Source organism: Streptosporangium sp. NPDC049376, from assembly GCF_044466505.1.
GTDB lineage: Bacteria > Actinomycetota > Actinomycetes > Streptosporangiales > Streptosporangiaceae > Streptosporangium.
Genome location: NZ_JBITMT010000003.1, coordinates 406,418 through 422,841 on the forward strand (window position 1 = coordinate 406,418; position 16,424 = coordinate 422,841).

Consider the following 16,424-nt stretch of genomic DNA (forward strand, 5'->3'; position numbering starts at 1 on the left):
TCTGGTCAGCCGACGAGGGCGGCGCGCAGCCGCTGGACGTGGCCCTCGGTCAGACCGTGGGCGGTGAGCAGCCGTTCGGCGCCCCCGCGGGCGTCGAGAGCGGTCAGGAAGGTGCGGATGGCGGCCTCGGGGGCGTCGAGCAACCCGGACACGGCCCCCGCGACCGAGACCGAAGCGGCCGGGGACAGAGCGACCGGGGACAGAGCGACAGGGGGCGGGGTGGCCAGAGGCGAAGCGGCCGGGGGCGGGGTGGTCAGGCCGAGCATCGTCATGATCTGGGGGAGGTGCGTCACGGTCGCGGCGTAGTCGCGGACGATCGCCTCGTGATCCACCCCGACCAGATCGAGGATCAGGGCGACGACCAGGCCGGTGCGGTCCTTGCCCGCCGCGCAGTGCACCAGGGCGGGCAGCCCGTCGGCGATCTCCGCCACGACGGAGGCGAACCAGGCGGTGCGGTGGTCGAGCATCAGCACATAGAGGTCGCCGAGGTCGATTCCCGGCGGAAGGGCGGACAGGTCGGCGGGGGATCCCGAGGTGCCGAGGCGGGTGACCCTGACACCGAGGTCGGTCAGGAGGGCCCAGTCGTCCCCGGCGAGTTCGGCCTCGCTTCGCAGGTCCGCGACGAGCCGTAGTCCTTCGAGCTGCCCACCGAGGAGATCCGCCAACCGGTCGGTGTCGGCGGCGGTCAGCCGGTGGGGTTGCGCCGAGCGCAGCAGCATCCCGGAGCGGACAGGAGTTCCGGCGCCTTCGGCGACGTCACGGAGGTTCAAGAGCGGCATGAGTCATATATATGACCGGCTGACCTGCGTGAACGCGGCGAAAAGATGGATTCGCGATGAACGGCCGGGCAATCCCTGGATCATCGGCGGGGCAGGGAAGGCGGGAGCCGTACAGTTGTCCAGATGTCCAGAGAAGCCCGCTACCGCGCGATCGCCCGTGAGCTCGGGCGGCGCATCGAGTCCGGTGAGCTGCCCCCCGGTGAGCGGTTGCCGACCGAGGACGCGCTCGCCGAGCGGTTCGGCGTGCACCGGCTCACCGCCAGGCAGGCCATGGTCGAGCTGCGTAGGGCCGGGCTGGTCGAGACACGGCACGGCCTGGGGAGTTTCGTCAGGCGTGTCCCGCGCCGGATCGAGGTGTCCATCGACCCGGTGACCCGCAGGCACCGGCGGGCCGACCTGGAGGGGCTGGCGACGGTCTTCGCCGGGGGAGAGGAGATCCTCGGCCGGGGGCTCGTCGAGCATCCGGCGGGGGCGCGGCACCTGAGGGTCGCGGGTGAGGAGGTCTACGAGATCACCACCCTGCTCAGGTCCGAGGGGGCGCCATGTGTGCTGAGCCGCTACCGGCTCCACCCGGAGCGCGCCGACCTGCTCTGCGACCCCGAACTCGGCGTGCTCGGCTCTCTGGAGGCCGGTGGGGTCTCCTACCGCTACACCTGGCACGCGATCTCGGCGGACCTCGCCGACCTCGCCGACCAGTCCGCCCTCGCGCTCGACGCGGGCGCCGCGGTACTGGTGCGCGAGGGGCTCGTCATGCACGGCGACGAGCCCCTGTGTCACGTCGAACGGCGCTGCCGCGCCGACCTCGTCTCCTTCGTCACCCGCTATGACCGGCCAGGTGACTGAGCAGTACCTCGGTGTCCAGCTCGTAGACCGGGGGAGCCGACGTCATCGGGACGACCGTGGTGATCACACCGTCCTCGGTGACGTCCACCCGGCTGAAGGCCTGTGACGGTATGCCCCTGGTCTTTCCCGCGGGCGCCATGGTGTCGGCGGCGTAGGCCCCGCCGGGACCGATCCAGACGGGGATGCCCGCCAGTGTGCCCGCGGACGCGCTGTGCGTGTGCCCGGCGAGGACGATCCGTACGTCGGAGCCGGTCAGTGCCCGCGCCAGCCTCTCCGGCTCCCGCAGGCCGATCCCGTCCATCAGCGGCAGCACACTGGGGATGGGCGGATGGTGCAGCACCAGCACGCTCCCGTCGGGCGCGGGCTCGGCCAGCACCGAGGCCAGCCACTCCAGCTGGTCGGCGGACAGTTCGCCGTGGTGCTCACCGGGCACGGTGCTGTCCAGCGTCACGATCCGCAACCCGCCGACCCAGGTCACCACGTCGTACGGCTCACCGCCCACCTGGTCGCCTGTCCGGTCACCTTCTCGGCCGTCCGCCTGGTCGTTGACGAGGGCCGAACGGAAGGCGCCCCGCTCGTCGTGGTTGCCCATCGCGACCACGACGGCCGCGCCGAGCTCACCGGCGGCCTTCTCCAGCGCCCGCGCGACCAGCCGGTAGGAGGGCTCGTCCCCCTGGTCGGCGATGTCGCCGGACAGGATGATCGCGTCCACGGGCTGCCCCGCGGCGACCACGGTGTCCAGCGCGTTCCTGAACGCCGTGGTCGAGTCGACGTGGCCGTGGAGCAGGCCGTCGGCGACGGCGTGGACGTCGGTGAGATGGATGAGGGTGTAACGCTTCATGACCACAACGGTCGTCCACGCCACTGAACGTGACCGGTCATCTATATGAATTACGGCCGTACGGCTCGCGGCGCACCGGTCAGGAGTGCTGGGTGACCGGGTCCGTCTCCTCGGGGGCCAGGCCGGCGATGCCGTCGATGCTCTCCCGGTTGTTCTTCGCCCGGTAGATCCGTCGCTGCTGCACGTCCTTGCGCTCCGCCCACTCGTCGAGCAGCGTCCGGTCCTTGTCGAACGACATGAACGGCACCGAGAAACCACAGGAGTCGGCGATGCGCTCACAGTCGACGATGATGATCGACCGGACACCCGGATGCGACCCGAACCTCGTGAGCAGCCCGGAGAACTCGGCGTCGCCGGGGGTGACGACCCGGCCTGTGCCGTACAGGCGAAGGATGTTCGGAGGACCGGAGAAGGCGCAGAACATGATCGTGATACGCCCGTTCTGGCGGAGGTGGGCGATGGTCTCCACACCGCTGCCGTCCAGATCGAGGTAGGCCACGGTGGTGTCGTCGATCACGGAGAACGTGTCGGCGTATCCCTTGGGGGAGACGTTGACGTGACCACCCTGCTCGGGAGCGGTGGCGACGAAGAAGACCGGCTGCGCCTCGATGAACGCACGCAACCGGTCACTGAGCTTTTCATGGACTTTCCCCATGAAGAGAAGATATGTCCTCCCAACCCACCGGGTTTAGGTCACTCGCCGAGTTTCGGGCCGCCGGTTGAGCCTTGGACCGCTCATTGAACTTGGGCCGTCGGTTGAGTCCGGATCGCCGGCCGGGTTTCAGGTAGCTGACCGAAGCTTTGGCTGTCAGTCGGGTCTTGGCCACCGGCCGAGTGTTGAGTCGCTCGTGGGGCCTGGGCCATCGGAACGGGTTCTGGGTGATCGGCTGAGTGTTGGGTGGCTTGTCGGGCCTGAGCCATCAGCCGGGCCATGGGGTATCGGCTAGGCCATAAGCCACCGGCCGGGCGTTGGATCACTCGCCGGGTAGCCACCAGCTCCACGGGGCGTTCTTGATCGGGAAGGAGTCCACCGTGCGGACGGTGCCGGTCCTCGCGTTCACCGTACGCTTCGCCGCCGAGGTGACCTGTCCGCCGTGGGCCTCGCTGAAGCTCGTCCAGAGCGTCAGCGCGCCCGCCGGGTTCCAGGAGAGCCGCTGCGCGCCGTCGTTGACCGAGACGCCGAGCCGTACCGCCGCCGAGACCGTGTCCGAGGTCAGGCTGTAGGTGTGCAGCCGAGCCTTCTTCGTCATCGCCCCGGTGACGACGAACGCCGTCGTGGTGCCGTCGTTCGCCAACGCGACCGGGGAGTTGTTGGCCACGATCTGCGGCACGACCCGGCTGGCCGTCACCCGCCCCGCACCGTCGAAGACCACGAACTCAGTGGTGCTGTCATCGGTGTAGCGGCTGGTGAGCACGTGCCGTCCGTCCGGGCTGAAGCCCATCACGTTGATCTTCGCGGGAAGCGTGGCGATCTTCCCGCTCTCACGGTCGACGAGCAGGGACGGCAGTCGCTCCTCGTCGTCGAGGTAGTCGATCACGACGGCCGATCCGTCCTCGGAGAGCATGGTGTCCACGCTGGCCTGGTCGAGCCCCTTGGGCAGGGTCGCGGCCCTTCCCGGCAGCGGGACGACCTTCCCACTGGTGACGTCACGAACGACGAGGACGTCCCCCCTGAGGTAGTTCACGACCCGGCCGTCACCGCTGACCGCGAAGGTCGTGCCCGCGTCCTTGTCCACGGTGCCGTTGGCCCGCCGGGGATTGACCCGCGCGTCGTCGAGCCTGACGGTCCTGCCGCTGCGCAGCGTCAACGTCCACTTCCCGCAGGGGACCGTGTGGTCTCCCTTGGCGCAGCTCTTGATCCACGCGTACCGGACCAGGTCGTCCGTCCTGGCCTCCGCCGGGGGAACGGTCATGGTCATGGCCACCACGGTGGCTGTCACGGTGCCGAGCGCGAGTACGGCCAGGCCGCGGATCGAGGACATCGCGTCTTCCTTTCGTCACCGAGGTAGATGCCTCCTCCGGGCGAAAGGTTCTGTCACGGATCAGCCACACCACCGGTTCCGGTACTCCAGCGGGGTGAGCCCGATCCTGCGGCGCATCAACGCGCGCAGGTTGGCGGCGGTTCCCAGCCCGCTGCGCCGCGCGACCACCTCGAAGCGCGACTCGCCACGCTCGATCATCCGGCACGCCACGTCGAGCCGTTCCCCGGTGAGCCAGGCCAGCGGTGTGGTGCCCAGCTGCGCCCGGAAACGGCGGTGCAGCGTCGCCTGACTGACCGAGGCCCGCGCCGCCAGGTCGGAGACCGTGAGCGCGGTGTCCAGCCGTTCCTGCGCCCAGGCAAGGAGGGGCGCCAGGGACTCGTCCGGTACGTCGGGAACCGGCCGTTCCACGAACTGCCGCTGCCCGCCGTCGCGGTGCGCGGCGAAGACGAGCCGCCTGCTCACGGCGTTGGCGACCTCCGCGCCATGGTCGAGCCGGACGATGTACAGACCGAGATCGAGCGCCGCCGAACTCCCCGCGGCGGTCAGGATGTCGCCGTCGTCCACGAACAGCACGTCCGTCTCCAACCGTACCGACGGGAACCGGGACCGGAAGGAGTGCGCCCACTGCCAGTGCGCCGTGGCCCGCCGTCCGTCGAGGACCCCGGCCTCGGCAAGGGTGAAGGCACCGCTGCAGAACCCGACCAGCCGGGCGCCCCGTGCGTGCGCCCGCCGAATGGCCGCGAGTACGGCGGGCCGCCGGGGAACCTCCACGTCGGGGCGGTTGGGGACGATCAACGTGTCCGCCGTCTCGGCCGCCTCAAGGCCCGCGACGCCCGTGAGCGTGAAGAAGCCGTCCCGCATCGGCGTACGCGGCTCCGGCGAGCACAGCCGAAAATCGTAGAGGTCACGCCCGAGCTCCGGCCTGCGCAGACCGAAGACCTCGGTCGCGCACCCCAGCTCGAACGGGTTGGAGTTCTCGTCCACGATCACGACAACCCGGTGCAGCGCCTCCCCCGCACCCACCGCTCGTCTTTTGCCCTGCTCCGCATGCGCTTCGCGGACCGCGCGCACCGCCTGTTCCATGTGCGCTTCACGAGCTGCGTGTGCCGCTTGTTCCGTGTGCGCTTCACGGACTACGCGCGTTGGCTGTCCTGCGTGCGCTGTCTGCTCCGTATGCGCTTCGCGGGCCGTATGCACCGCCTGTTCCGCGTGCGCTTCTCGAACCGTGTGCGCCACCCGTTCTGTGTGCGCTTCACAGGTTGTGTGTGCTGCCTGCTCTGCCTGCTCTGTGTGCGAGGATTCTTGCGCCATGTGCTATTCCTAGCACTCGCCCCGGCCGTACCGGTGGGCCAGGATTCACCTGTGAGCAACGAACCCATCGCCCTCGACGAGGCCCTGACCTCGTTCGACGCCCTCTGGAGTCCCCGCGTCGTCACGCACGTCAACGACTACGACGTTCGGATCGCCAAGGTCGAAGGCGAGCACATCTGGCACGTCCACCAGGAAACCGACGAGTTCTTCCTGGTGCTCGACGGGGAACTGACCATCGGCCTGCGCGAACCCACCGGAGAACGCACGGTACGGCTCCCGCGCGGCTCGGTGTTCACCGTCCCCCGTGGCACGGAGCACCGGCCGTCGGCACCCACCGGCGCCGCGATCCTCATGTTCGAGCCGACCGGAACCTCGTCGGTCGGTGACCGGCCAACCGAGATCCCCGCCCACATCGACGCCACGACGGGCCACCCCCTCGGCACCTGACCAGAAGGCTCGTGATGCCGCACAGAACCGTCAACCTTCGGGGGCCGGCATCACATGAACACGGCCGCCGTCGTGGGGAGGGCGGGGCGCCGTACGGGGGTTCCACTTCGGGCCTCGTCGCCGTGGACGCACGCCAGGCTTCTCGTCGGGCGTTTCTTCCCGGAACGGACACGGTCGCCGTACGGCGGCCTCGTCATCGTGGACGCATGCCACACCTCTTTAGGGCGCGGCGGCCTCTCTTCGGGCGTGCCGGGTTTCCTTCCGGAGGAAATGCGTGGAGGCTGCGCCATCATCTCCCCGCGGCTGAGGCCGTACACCGGTCCAGATGGGCGCGTCCCGGTCTGCCGGACCGGGGTTTGCCGAAGCGGGGCTCCGTGGGGCCGGAGTTCTGCCGGATCGGAGATTTCGTCGGGTCAGGGCACAGGCCTTCGGCCGTGTGCCCCTGGCATACCCGTTGGCGCTATCGGTAGTTCGTGAACTGCAGCGCGATCTCCAGGTCCTTGCCCTTGAGGAGGGCGATGACCTCCTGGAGCTCGTCCCTCTTCTTGGAGCTCACCCGCAGTTCGTCACCCTGGATCTGGGCCTTGACGCCCTTGGGGCCCTCATCCCGGATGATCTTCGAGATCTTCTTGGCGTACTCCTGGTCGATGCCCTCCTTGAGGGTGACCACAAGCCGGTACTCCTTGCCGGACAGCTTCGGCTCACCGGCGTCCAGGATCTTGAGGGAGAGCCCCCGCTTGATCAACTTGTCCTTGAACACGTCAAGGACGGCGTTGGCGCGCTCCTCGCTGTTGGCCTTGATCTCGATGGCTTTCTGCCCGCCCGACCAAGCGATGGTCGCGCCGGTGCCCTTGAAGTCAAACCGGTGCCCGACCTCCTTGACCGTCTGGTTCAGCGCGTTGTCGGCCTCCTGGTGGTCGATCTTGCTGACGATGTCAAAACTGCTGTCGGCCATGCGTCGACTGTCCTCTCTAGCTCTCCTGCCGACCCTAGCGCCTCACCTGTCGGCTCATGATGAACGTGACCACCAACACCACGACAACGGTGTCGAAAACCGCCGGGCCCAGCACCCCACGTGAACCGTCATCCCCTTCGTTCCCAGCCGGTACCCCCATGGCGCGGGCGGCAAAAGTCCTGGTACGGCGGGCTTTCGGTAGGCAGTCTCCGCCGATGTCACGTCACACCCGGAAGTCCGCTATTCTTCTTCCTGTCGCCGCCACAGGCGGAGGACAAGGCAGGTTGCCCGAGTGGTCAAAGGGAGCGGTCTGTAAAACCGTCGGCTCAGCCTACGCAGGTTCAAGTCCTGCACCTGCCACCAAAAGCAAAAAGAGCCCCTGACCAGCAGAGATGCCGGTCAGGGGCTCTTTCGTTCATGTCCGGCCATGTCCGGCCGTCACTGGCTGTCTACGGCTGGCCGTTCCCAATGCGTTCCCAAGCAATCAGGGCTGGGTCGCGGTCCAGATTCGACGCATCGCCTCGTTCTGCTGGCCATGGATGCATTTGGCGTAGACCTTCAACAGGACGTCCACGCTGTGCCCGGCCCACTCGGCGACCTGGGGCGCCGGGACAGCAGCGTTGAGCCAGGTGGACACGGCAGCGTGCCGTAGGGCGTAGGGCACATCCATGAGCGGGGAGGCGGCTTCCTCAGGGGTGAAGGCGGCGGCCCGCGCTTCGTGGAAGACCTTGAGATAGGACCGGTCGGTCATCTCACCGCCCCGGGGGCCGATGAACACCCGTCCCCCGGGGCCGGTGCCGAACGTCTCCAGGTGCCAGCGCAGCAGCGCCACCAGTTCGGGGTGGATCGGGACCGTACGGGTGTCCCCTTTGGCACGGTGCTTGAGTTCGCGGCGCTCACGGGGTCGGCCGTTGTCGGTCCATCGGCTCCCGGGGCGGGGGGAGGCGCCGGTCAGCCGCATCTCTCCCCATGCGCCCGGTTCGGCGGGTAGCTCGGTCAGGTGGGCGTGGTGCAGGTCGATGACCTCTTCGGGGCGCAGGGCGGCGAAGTACATGCAGCCGAAGAACGCCTTCATCCGCTCTCCGCGCTGGCTGTGCTTGTGAACGGCGGACAGGAACCGGCGGGCCTGCTCGACGTTGATGACCACGCGGGGGTCCACGGTGGTCAGAAGCCGCGGCTTGGTCCACTTCACTGCCTTGAGCGGGTTGCCGATCAGGGGGGTGATCTCCTGGGCGTAGCCCATGGCGTTGTTGAGCGCCATCCGCTTGCGGTTGGCGGTGTTGGCGGCGGCCATCTTGCCGTTCTTCTTCCGGCTGATCCGGTCGAGTACGGCGCGGGCCAGACGAGCAGCCTCCTTGGGATCTTCGAATGCGCTCATCGGGACCGTGTGCTGATCGAGCCACGTCACCGTCTCGACCAGCCCGGCCGGGGGCGGTGCGTCCGGGTCACGGGCGCGGTCGCTGTAGGCCCATCGCAGCGCGGCCCGGATCTCCTCTCGTGATGGGGCGGTCTTGTCCACGTCGATCAGGAGTACCTCGGTGGCGTCGGTGAGCGCTTCGGCGATGCCACGGCGGTGGTTGGCACTGACATAGGACCACTTCGAGTCCACGTAGCTCACGGCGAAGGCGTACCAGCTTGGCGACGGTGGAGCATCGTCCTCCTTGGTCTTCCGCTGCCAAGAGATCGGCAAGCCCGTCTCCAGGTTGAATGCTTCGCCCCGCTTGCTCGCGGTCATCAGCTCGGACCGGAAGGCGTCTGCCAGAGGGTGGGTGCTGAACGTTTGCTTCTGCACCTCGCCAGCGACCTTCCATGACACGCGGTGGGAGGTGACCACTCCCGCAGTGTTCTTGCGCGGCTCGATCCCATGAATCCGCACGTCGTACGTGACGTTCTCCATCAGGCGGCGTCCTCCAGCTTGGTCAGCCACGCTTCGTAGACGGCCCGCCGGATACGCAGCTCCCCATTGGGCAGCTTCTTGCACTTGGGTGCTCGACCCTTGGCCTTCCAGTCGTAGAAGGTCGATCGGGCAATGCCCAGGTCTTTGCAGATGTCGGCGACGGTGAGCATTCCGCGTGGTGTCGCGGTCTCAGCCATGGGTGACTCCTCAGCGATTGTTCAGGCGGGGGCAAGTGGCGTAGTTCTTCCAGCGATTGAGGGAGTCCGCAGGGTTGTGTCCGGTCACTTTTGAGGGGGGTAGCCGTACCAGCCGTACCAGCCTCGTTTTCGCTGGTCAGGGCTGGTACGGCTTGTTTCGTGGTACGGCTCAAGCCGTACCAAGGTCGGGCGCTGGTACGGCTTGAGCCGTACCAGGCTTCAAGCCGTACCGCGTCTGACCTGCACTGTTGAGGCTGGTACGGCTGGTACGGCTCCCCCTCTCAAACGGGAGCATCGTCGCCGGTTCGGGGGCCTTCTCCGGGCTCGATCCGGCCTCGTCGGTGGCGGGGCAGTAGCGGTTCCAGGCGTCGATGAAGTCGATGCGCTGGTATCCCTTGGCCTGCCCGACAGGGAGCGGGAAGCGGATGGTGTCAGAGCGGATGTCGTATTCGCGCAGCATCGCCCCCAGCTTCATCGGGGTCAGCCCGTTGGGGCCGTAGTCGGCCCACGGGGCTTCCGGGTCGGCCTTGAGCCGTTCCAGCAGAACCGCGGTGGGCAGGGCGGCGGTGGTACCGAAAGCCGCGCGGCAGTCGGCCAGCAGCCGGACTCGCGGGGAGGGCTGACCGGCGTCGTCGGCTTCGGCGGTCAGGGCCAGCACCGCAGCGCGAGCACGGTCGGGCCAGTTGCCCCCGGCGTGGTCGGCGACGGCGACGAGGGGTTCCCAGGTGTCGGCGGCCCGGTCCTCGACCGGCATCGGCGGTTCGGCGGCTTCCAAGATGGCCAGGTCGGCGCGCAGCCACATGGACAGTTCGGCGGCCAGCTGGCGCAGCGGCGGCCGGTCGCGCCGGTGCCGGTAGGGCGACACCGTCTCCCCGGGGCTACGCCGACGCATCCGGACGACGACGGCGCGGTCTTCGATCGTGTCGGGCATGGCGCCGATCCCGGCGAGCGCGGCCATGCAGAACGTGGGGATCGACTCGACGCGGTTGGTTGCGGCGTCGTACCGCTTGGCCGGACGGTTGCGCTGGTGACCCGCGTTGAGCAAACCTCTGAGGTCTTCGTTGCCGTCGGCCTTCGGCCCGAAGATCGTGTCAGCCTCGTCGACGAGCATGGTGGGCGGGTCGTCGGAGATGCTGCGGTAGACGGCGGCGCTTGAGCTGTTGACGGTGATGAACGGCTCGTGGCAGGTGGCCTCGACCACGTCGAGCAGCCGGGACTTTCCGCATCGCTTCTCGGGCGCGCGGATCACCAGGCGGGGGGCGTGTGCCCATGCGGGCTGGGCGTGGGTGGCGGCGATCCACAGGGTGACCGCGTCGGCGGCCTCCTCGGTCGGCAGGATGACGTACCGGGTGAGGGAGGCGCGCAGCCGGTCGAGCAGGTCGGCGCCGCTGGTGATGGGTTCGGGCATCGGGTCTCCTGCGGTGTGGGTCGGGGTGGTGGTCATGCGGCGATCGTTCGGGGCCTCTTGGCTCCGGCGCGCAGGCCGGAGGCGACGGTGCGTCGGGTTTCGGCGGGGCTCAGCCCGGCATCGCCCCCCTCCTGTTCCAGCAAGGTCGTGACCTCGTTGCCGTCGAGTTCGCCCCCGGCGACCAGCTGTCCCAGGGCGGTCGCGGCCAGGTACAACGAGCCGTTGCGCTGCCCCTGCGGGGCGGTGGCCACCCGCTGTAGTTCGCGAGTGAGCGCCGCGCGCAGGTAGGCACCCCGCCGGGTGTCGGGCAGGGCCAGGCGCACCGGCTCACGCTCGGGTCGAGGCGGGGGAACAAGCAGCTGGAACAGGAGGGGGGGAAGCGGCGCCGGGGCGGTGTTGTGCAGCACCTCGTAGGGTCCGGTGCCGTCAGGCAGATCCACGTAGCTACCAGGGCCGACGACGTACCCGCCGTGGCCACGGGTGTCGATCAGCCACCCCAGACCGGTGCCCTTGTCGCCTTCGGTGTTGCCCAGGCGGACCCCGTCGGGGGCGGTGTAGTACAGGTGGGTTCCGCCTCGACGGGTGCGGACGGTGAACGTCTCGAACGGCAAGGGCTGGTTGGCGCGTTCGAAGATGAGGGCCAGCGCATCGGCGCCCTCGGTGACCCCCGGCAGGTCCCAGGGGGGCGGGGGGCGAAGCCCCTCCTTCCCGGGTTTGGGGGTGTCGAGGTCAACGACGAGCAGGTTGGACGGGCCGCACGCGATGCCGACGTTCCACGGTGCCCGCGACCACCAGCGGCGGATCAGGCCGGGGTCCGTGGTGGCGTTGGTCTCCCAGTTGGTGAAGCCCTTGGCGGGGGGCTTGTCGTGGACGGCGAGGGGGAAGACGTGCCAGCCGCGGGTGGCGGCGGCCAGGGCGTAGCGAAGCTGGTCAGAAGAGGTGCGGTCGATCATGCGGCGGCCTCGTTTCCGGCCGGTGTGGTTCGGTGGGCGGGCAGGAGGGTGTTCAGGGCGGCGATGGCCTGTTGAGGGACGACGCCATTGCCTAGGGCGTGGAGTTGCTGGGTGCGGGTCAGGCCGGGTACGGCGGTGACCCACCCGGGCGGCAGGCCCATCAGCCACTCGACGAAGACGGGGGCGAGGCGTCGTCGATCGTCAGTTGGCCGGGGAGCGCGGCGGCCCGTGACCGCCTCCCACCGGGTGATGGCCGGGCCGTACTTGCCCCACGCCAGGACTCCGGTGCTTCCTCCAGGCTGGTCAGTTCCCTCGGCAGGATGCCGGAGGTCAGCTCGATCGCCTGTTCCAGGCTCGGAGAGGAGCTGTGCTTCAGCATCGTTCCGCGGCTCGTCCTGGTCGCCGAGACGCGTGGTGTGGGGAGCAGTTCGGCCACTTCGGCGGCCAGGCACAGTCCGTGTGTGCCTGCCTGCTGCGAGGGGGTGCGCCGGGTCTGCCGGTTCTCCGCTGCCGATGCCCGTGGGGTCGGCAGGAGTGCGACCTGGGCTCGCAGGGTGTCGTTGCGGGGGCCGTCGGGTGGCCCGGTCCCGGTGCCCTCCGAGGTGGTGGGGGTCGGCAGCAGCGCCACCGTGTTCGGCAGCTGCCCGGGGTAGCCGGCGCCCTTCCAGTCGCGGGCCGTCGGGGTCGGCAGGCCAGGCCAGCAGGAACCAGCGTTCGCGGCGGTGCGGGGCGCCGACGTCGGACGCGCGTACACATGTCCATTCCGCATCGAACCCGAGGTCGGCAAGCGAACCGAGGACGATGTCGAGTCCGGGACGCCGGGCAACGATCGCTGCCACGTTCTCAAGGAGCAGGAGGCGGGGTCGTAGTACGCCCACGGCGTGGGCGATGGTGAGCCACAGTCCACTGCGGGTGCCTTCCGTGATTCCGGCGCCGTGCCCGGCGTATGACAGGTCCTGGCAGGGGAACCCGGCGGTCAGCACGTCCACCGGCGGCACGGTGGTCCAGTCGAGGGTGGTGAGGTCGCCGAGGTTGGGCGTGTGCGGGTAGTGGTGGGTCAGGATCGCGGCCGGGGCGGGGGCGGGGTCGGCGACCCAGGCCAGGCGGGTGTCGAGCACGGCTGAGAGGGCCAGGTCCAGCCCGCCGTAGCCGGTGCACACCGACCCCACGCTCAACGTCGCGGACGTCGCGGGCGTCACGGAAGCCGGACCTCCAGGTAGACGCGGACCTGACGGCCGGTGCCCCGTGTCGGGTACGGCGCGGACACCTCGATCACGTCGAAGGTCTGGGTGAGGAGGTCCACGGCCTGGGCGGTCTCGTCGGGTAGGCCAAGGAGGCGGATCTTCATACGGTGTCCTTCCTGAGGATCAGGTGGGCGGTGGCCGGAATGCTGGCGTCGGTCAGGCGCTGGCGTAGCTGCCGGGCCAGGGTGATGAGCTGGTCGGCGGCGGTGATTCCGGCGGCGACGTCGAGCGCGACGCCGCGGTCGTGAAGGGCGGCGTCGGGGTGGGCGGTCAGGTAGGCGTCCCAGCGCTCCAGCTGGCCGACCGTGTTGGCCTGGTCGATCAGCACGGCCACGGCGGCGGCCAGGTCGGCGCCCTCGGGCAGGCCGACGCGGTCCCAGTACAGATGCCGGGCGAGAGGGTTCGGGGTGGGGTAGTCGGCGGGCGGGTCCTGACGGGTGGGCCTGGTCAGGCAGACGCTGCAGCGGTCGCAGATCTGCCCGCCCTGGAAGTGGACGCCGGTATACGGGTCGAGCCACGGCTGTGGGGTGTAGGGCTGGTGGCCGAAGGCGGCGCATGCGCGGGCGGCGGTGCAGTCCCGGCAGCGCCACCGCTCGGCGTCGGCCGGGATGTCGAGGCCCGGGGGTTCGGCGTCGTGGGCGCGGCTCCAGCCGCTTTCCTCCAGGGCACGGCGGGCGGCCTGAAGGGTGGCGAAGTGGATGTCGCTGTCGTCGTAGCCGAACGGGGCGGCGCAGTCCAGGCAGGCGGCCAGGACACAGGTCGCGGTGATGAACGTCGGACGAACGGTGTCCGGGGCGGGCATGGGTTCTCTCCTTTCGGGTCAGCGGACGTTGAGCAGGCGGGCGCCGGGGCGGGCGCGTTCGCCGATACCGGTGCAGTCGGGGCATCGGCCGTTGGAGCGGTAGATCAGGGCGCTTCGGCGGTAGCCGGTGCCGCGGCAGGGGCGGCAGATGGCATACGGCCGTCGGGTCAGCAGGCGCCGGTATCCGAGGAGGGCGGCGGCCAGTACTGACACGAGCAGGAGGACGAATGTGGTCAGGTGGGCGACGGTGACGACGGCGAGGACTAGTAAGAGCGGGACGGCTTTGGGCATGCGAACCACGACCTTCGACGGCGGTGACAGAAGAGAGGAGAGGGGTGATCAAACCCGGCTTGCGGTCACGCTGAGTAATTCAGGTGAAGGGAGTCCCAGGGGTACAGGGTGTTGGGGGTGTTGGGGGTGTGAGAGTCGGTCAACACGAGGGGGTAGAGGGCTTCCAGACCGGTCGCCCGGGGTACCCACGGGGGTCCAACACCCCTCCAACACCCCTATGTTTGCGCTGTTCAGGCGGGTGTGGGAGTCCAACATGGGAGGGTGTTGGGGTGTTGGACTCCCACGTGGGAGTCCAACACCCCTGCACGGGTCATCCGGAAGCCTCTGGGGCGATGGGAGGCTCACCGCGGTTGATACGGTCCGTAGCCGCCAGGATGTCGGTCAGGGCGTAGCCACGCCTGGCCTTGCCGCCCCGCTGGAAAGGCTGGTCCATGGGGGTGATCCCATACGGGCGCAGTGCGTCGGCCAGCGCCAGGACGTCGGGCTTGATGGTGCCGTCGGCATCCTGGGTGACGATCCCGAGCGCATCGGCCAGGGTCTCCGAGTGCATCCGGTCATCGCGCGCCGCCGTGAACGCCTGTCGAACCCGCGCGACGATTTCCGGGAGAGGCTGGGCAGGAGACGGTGCCGAGTCGGCGATGGGGTGGATCTGTTCGGCGCGCAGGGGGCGGCGGGGGTCGGGCCAGTTGGCGGCGTCCGCCATCGAGGCGGGGGCCTGGCGGCGTTGGATCAGGGTCAGGGGGTCGGCCCAGGTGCTGGCGTCGGCCCCGCCGGGCAGCATGGTCAGGTGACGCCCGGCCGGGCGCTCGACGGCGTTGCCGGGCGGGACGGCGGGCAGGTTCGGGGCCTCCTCATCCCCGTCGTGGTCGTCGGTGTTGTTGGCGCGGTCGGTGAAGGTCCGGCACATCCGGTCGTAGCGGGCGGCGTAGGCCGGTCCAGCGGCCTGAGCGGAGGCGGCATCCAGGTCGGGGCGGATGCTGGCCACGGCCAGCGCCGCCTCCTCGATCTGGGCGGGCAGCACGTTGTAGGCCCGGAATGGTCGCGGGGTCGAGCCGTCGAAGGACAGGAAGCCGGTTCCCTTGCCCGCGAGTTGTTCCAGGCTGAGCTTGCCGCCGGTCGTCCAGCCGAACATGTGGCTGAGTTCTTCCTGGTCAGGCCCATACATCTGGATGCGGACGCCGGACTGCTTGCGCATGTTGACCGGGACCAGGTCGCCGGTCGGTCGTAGGGAGGACAGGATGATGTTGACGGCCTCGTTGCGGCCGATGTTCTGGAGTTCCTCGACGAGCTTGCACAGGTCCCGGTCGCCGACGGCCTGGGCGCCCTCGTCGATGACGATCGTGATCTGGGGCAGGTCACTGGAGACGGGCAGCAGGTTCGTGTTGTGCTGCCGCTTGAGCTTCCGGTAGCTGGCCTTGCGGTGCTTGGCGATCTCGATCCCGGCGGCCAGCATGACCTTTCCCTCGGCCAGGTTCGGGGCGGCCCAGTCGATCGGGCACCGCTGCACCCGGCCGTTAAGCCACACGTCCACCCATGGTTGGGTCAGGCCACCGCCGTTGAGGTCGAGGTGCCAGATGAGGTTGTCGCGGCAGCGGCCCAGCGCTACCGAGATGTCTTGCAGCAGGGTGGTCTTACCCGAACCGCGTTTGCCGGAGATCAGCCCGGCCTCTTCACGCACCTCGACCCCGGCCGGGTCGCTGTTGGAGTACTCGCCCAGGACGATCGGGTCGAGGATCGAGCGGGGGCTGTAGTCGGCCGGGTAGCCGACCGTCTGGCCCAGCCGGTTGACGGTGGAGACCCGCAGCACCACCCGGGACCGGCCCTGGCCTTCCACCCCGAGGACTTCGACGCTGCACCCTTCGGGCAGGTCAGCGGCAGTGGCCAGAGACTCGGCGCGGCTGGCCAGATCGGCGCGGGTGGCGCCGCTGGGCGGCAGGGTCAGGAACACGTCATACCCGGCGCCGTTGGGCCAGGTGGTCACGTCGGTCACGGTGACCGCCACCCGGCAGATCCGGCGAATCCGCTCCTCCCACTCGATGCCCAACCGGGCCGTGGAACGCAGCACCAGCGCCGAAGAGGGGCGACCGGAAGCCGGGCGGGGGACCGCCCGGCCGATGGAAGCGGTCATCCCGGCGACCAGGGCACCGACACCGAGTGAAGCCCAGGCACCTTGCGTCCAGGGGGTGGTGATGAGGGTGTAGGTCCACCAGGCGCCGCCCCCGATCCAGCAGCCCAGCCGGTACAGCAACGCGCTTGGGCCGTGGTTGTGGTGGGCACTGACCAGGACCGTGCCCAGCGCCCCGGCGGCGGTGGCCACCCCGCCCCAGAGCGGCGACAGCCCGGCGGCGTGGCCGACGGTCGCGGCGGCGGCCAGGGCCAGCGTGCCCTGCACGGTCGCCGAGACGGCGCCGCGCGGTTGAAGGGACCAATCGACAGCAGGACGTTGGGCGTTCTTGGCCGTGGTCGTGCCCACC

The 16,424-nt window shown here is 69.4% G+C and carries 17 protein-coding genes and 1 tRNA gene; 3 read left to right on the plus strand and 15 right to left on the minus strand.

Annotated elements, in window-relative coordinates:
• Positions 1–5: 5 nt before the first annotated feature.
• Entirely contained in the window at positions 6–779 is a 774-nt protein-coding gene (locus tag ACIBVQ_RS11680) for a tyrosine-protein phosphatase (RefSeq protein ID WP_399177113.1), read from the minus strand.
• 123 nt (positions 780–902) lie between these two features.
• Here ACIBVQ_RS11680 and ACIBVQ_RS11685 point away from each other — a divergent pair, with 123 nt between their 5' ends.
• The gene (locus tag ACIBVQ_RS11685) at positions 903–1,622 is read left to right on the plus strand and encodes a GntR family transcriptional regulator (RefSeq protein ID WP_390039819.1); all 720 of its coding nucleotides are present in this window, start codon (positions 903–905) and stop codon (positions 1,620–1,622) included.
• On the opposite strand, the gene ACIBVQ_RS11690 is transcribed toward ACIBVQ_RS11685, so the two are convergent.
• From ACIBVQ_RS11690 to ACIBVQ_RS11705, 4 genes are all read right to left on the minus strand, one after another.
• On the minus strand, positions 1,594–2,463 hold the full coding sequence (locus tag ACIBVQ_RS11690) for a metallophosphoesterase (RefSeq protein ID WP_362912635.1): 870 nt from the start codon (positions 2,461–2,463) through the stop codon (positions 1,594–1,596). The two genes, ACIBVQ_RS11685 and ACIBVQ_RS11690, sit on opposite strands and share 29 nt — an antisense overlap.
• A gap of 79 nt (positions 2,464–2,542) precedes the next feature.
• A complete protein-coding gene (locus ACIBVQ_RS11695; protein ID WP_399177117.1) occupies positions 2,543–3,118 on the minus strand; it encodes a pyridoxamine 5'-phosphate oxidase family protein in 576 nt (191 codons plus the stop codon).
• A gap of 319 nt (positions 3,119–3,437) precedes the next feature.
• On the minus strand, positions 3,438–4,445 hold the full coding sequence (locus tag ACIBVQ_RS11700) for a hypothetical protein (RefSeq protein WP_386192142.1): 1,008 nt from the start codon (positions 4,443–4,445) through the stop codon (positions 3,438–3,440).
• A 60-nt stretch (positions 4,446–4,505) separates the two neighbouring features.
• The gene (locus tag ACIBVQ_RS11705) at positions 4,506–5,528 is read right to left on the minus strand and encodes a GlxA family transcriptional regulator (protein ID WP_399177119.1); all 1,023 of its coding nucleotides are present in this window, start codon (positions 5,526–5,528) and stop codon (positions 4,506–4,508) included.
• A 279-nt stretch (positions 5,529–5,807) separates the two neighbouring features.
• On the opposite strand from ACIBVQ_RS11705, the gene ACIBVQ_RS11710 reads away from it, so the two are divergent.
• A complete protein-coding gene (locus tag ACIBVQ_RS11710; protein WP_352010810.1) occupies positions 5,808–6,203 on the plus strand; it encodes a cupin domain-containing protein in 396 nt (131 codons plus the stop codon).
• A gap of 460 nt (positions 6,204–6,663) precedes the next feature.
• On the opposite strand, the gene ACIBVQ_RS11715 is transcribed toward ACIBVQ_RS11710, so the two are convergent.
• A complete protein-coding gene (locus ACIBVQ_RS11715; RefSeq protein WP_352010809.1) occupies positions 6,664–7,158 on the minus strand; it encodes a YajQ family cyclic di-GMP-binding protein in 495 nt (164 codons plus the stop codon).
• Between the two features lie 278 nt (positions 7,159–7,436).
• Here ACIBVQ_RS11715 and ACIBVQ_RS11720 point away from each other — a divergent pair.
• A tRNA-Tyr gene (locus ACIBVQ_RS11720) sits at positions 7,437–7,521 on the plus strand.
• Between the two features lie 121 nt (positions 7,522–7,642).
• Here the strand turns inward: ACIBVQ_RS11720 and ACIBVQ_RS11725 are convergent.
• The 9 genes from ACIBVQ_RS11725 to ACIBVQ_RS11765 form a co-directional block, all read right to left on the minus strand.
• Positions 7,643–8,848, minus strand: a complete 1,206-nt coding sequence (locus tag ACIBVQ_RS11725; protein WP_399177122.1) for a tyrosine-type recombinase/integrase — start codon at positions 8,846–8,848, stop codon at positions 7,643–7,645.
• A 206-nt stretch (positions 8,849–9,054) separates the two neighbouring features.
• Positions 9,055–9,252: a helix-turn-helix transcriptional regulator gene (locus tag ACIBVQ_RS11730; protein WP_399177124.1), complete on the minus strand. Its 198-nt coding sequence runs from the start codon at positions 9,250–9,252 to the stop codon at positions 9,055–9,057.
• Positions 9,253–9,421: 169 nt separating this feature from the next.
• Positions 9,422–10,696 carry a DUF3631 domain-containing protein gene (locus ACIBVQ_RS11735; protein ID WP_399177125.1) on the minus strand — a complete coding sequence of 425 codons (1,275 nt, stop codon included), beginning with the start codon at positions 10,694–10,696 and terminating at the stop codon, positions 9,422–9,424.
• Complete coding sequence (locus tag ACIBVQ_RS11740) at positions 10,693–11,613, minus strand: bifunctional DNA primase/polymerase (RefSeq protein WP_399177127.1); 921 nt, start codon at positions 11,611–11,613, stop codon at positions 10,693–10,695. The genes ACIBVQ_RS11735 and ACIBVQ_RS11740 overlap by 4 nt, the downstream gene beginning before the upstream one ends.
• Positions 11,610–12,812: a DNA cytosine methyltransferase gene (locus tag ACIBVQ_RS11745; RefSeq protein ID WP_399177129.1), complete on the minus strand. Its 1,203-nt coding sequence runs from the start codon at positions 12,810–12,812 to the stop codon at positions 11,610–11,612. The genes ACIBVQ_RS11740 and ACIBVQ_RS11745 overlap by 4 nt, the downstream gene beginning before the upstream one ends.
• Positions 12,809–12,961 carry a hypothetical protein gene (locus ACIBVQ_RS11750; protein WP_399177131.1) on the minus strand — a complete coding sequence of 51 codons (153 nt, stop codon included), beginning with the start codon at positions 12,959–12,961 and terminating at the stop codon, positions 12,809–12,811. Before ACIBVQ_RS11750 ends, ACIBVQ_RS11745 begins: the two co-directional genes overlap by 4 nt.
• The gene (locus tag ACIBVQ_RS11755) at positions 12,958–13,659 is read right to left on the minus strand and encodes a hypothetical protein (RefSeq protein ID WP_399177133.1); all 702 of its coding nucleotides are present in this window, start codon (positions 13,657–13,659) and stop codon (positions 12,958–12,960) included. Before ACIBVQ_RS11755 ends, ACIBVQ_RS11750 begins: the two co-directional genes overlap by 4 nt.
• Before the next feature lie 18 nt (positions 13,660–13,677).
• Positions 13,678–13,950, minus strand: coding sequence for a hypothetical protein (locus tag ACIBVQ_RS11760; RefSeq protein WP_399177135.1), 273 nt, complete (start codon positions 13,948–13,950; stop codon positions 13,678–13,680).
• A gap of 310 nt (positions 13,951–14,260) precedes the next feature.
• Positions 14,261–16,423 carry a hypothetical protein gene (locus ACIBVQ_RS11765; RefSeq protein ID WP_399177137.1) on the minus strand — a complete coding sequence of 721 codons (2,163 nt, stop codon included), beginning with the start codon at positions 16,421–16,423 and terminating at the stop codon, positions 14,261–14,263.
• Between the last annotated feature and the right edge of the window lies 1 nt (position 16,424).

Coding starts and splice junctions, on each gene's coding strand:
- ACIBVQ_RS11740 (WP_399177127.1), bottom strand. CDS start 11,613: ATGATCGACCGCACCTCTTCTGACCAGCTTCGCTACGCCCTGGCCGCC.
- ACIBVQ_RS11685 (WP_390039819.1), top strand. CDS start 903: ATGTCCAGAGAAGCCCGCTACCGCGCGATCGCCCGTGAGCTCGGGCGG.
- ACIBVQ_RS11700 (WP_386192142.1), bottom strand. CDS start 4,445: ATGTCCTCGATCCGCGGCCTGGCCGTACTCGCGCTCGGCACCGTGACA.
- ACIBVQ_RS11755 (WP_399177133.1), bottom strand. CDS start 13,659: ATGCCCGCCCCGGACACCGTTCGTCCGACGTTCATCACCGCGACCTGT.
- ACIBVQ_RS11690 (WP_362912635.1), bottom strand. CDS start 2,463: ATGAAGCGTTACACCCTCATCCATCTCACCGACGTCCACGCCGTCGCC.
- ACIBVQ_RS11715 (WP_352010809.1), bottom strand. CDS start 7,158: ATGGCCGACAGCAGTTTTGACATCGTCAGCAAGATCGACCACCAGGAG.
- ACIBVQ_RS11705 (WP_399177119.1), bottom strand. CDS start 5,528: ATGGAACAGGCGGTGCGCGCGGTCCGCGAAGCGCATGCGGAGCAGGGC.
- ACIBVQ_RS11695 (WP_399177117.1), bottom strand. CDS start 3,118: ATGGGGAAAGTCCATGAAAAGCTCAGTGACCGGTTGCGTGCGTTCATC.
- ACIBVQ_RS11760 (WP_399177135.1), bottom strand. CDS start 13,950: ATGCCCAAAGCCGTCCCGCTCTTACTAGTCCTCGCCGTCGTCACCGTC.
- ACIBVQ_RS11750 (WP_399177131.1), bottom strand. CDS start 12,961: ATGAAGATCCGCCTCCTTGGCCTACCCGACGAGACCGCCCAGGCCGTG.
- ACIBVQ_RS11735 (WP_399177125.1), bottom strand. CDS start 10,696: ATGACCACCACCCCGACCCACACCGCAGGAGACCCGATGCCCGAACCC.
- ACIBVQ_RS11730 (WP_399177124.1), bottom strand. CDS start 9,252: ATGGCTGAGACCGCGACACCACGCGGAATGCTCACCGTCGCCGACATC.
- ACIBVQ_RS11680 (WP_399177113.1), bottom strand. CDS start 779: ATGCCGCTCTTGAACCTCCGTGACGTCGCCGAAGGCGCCGGAACTCCT.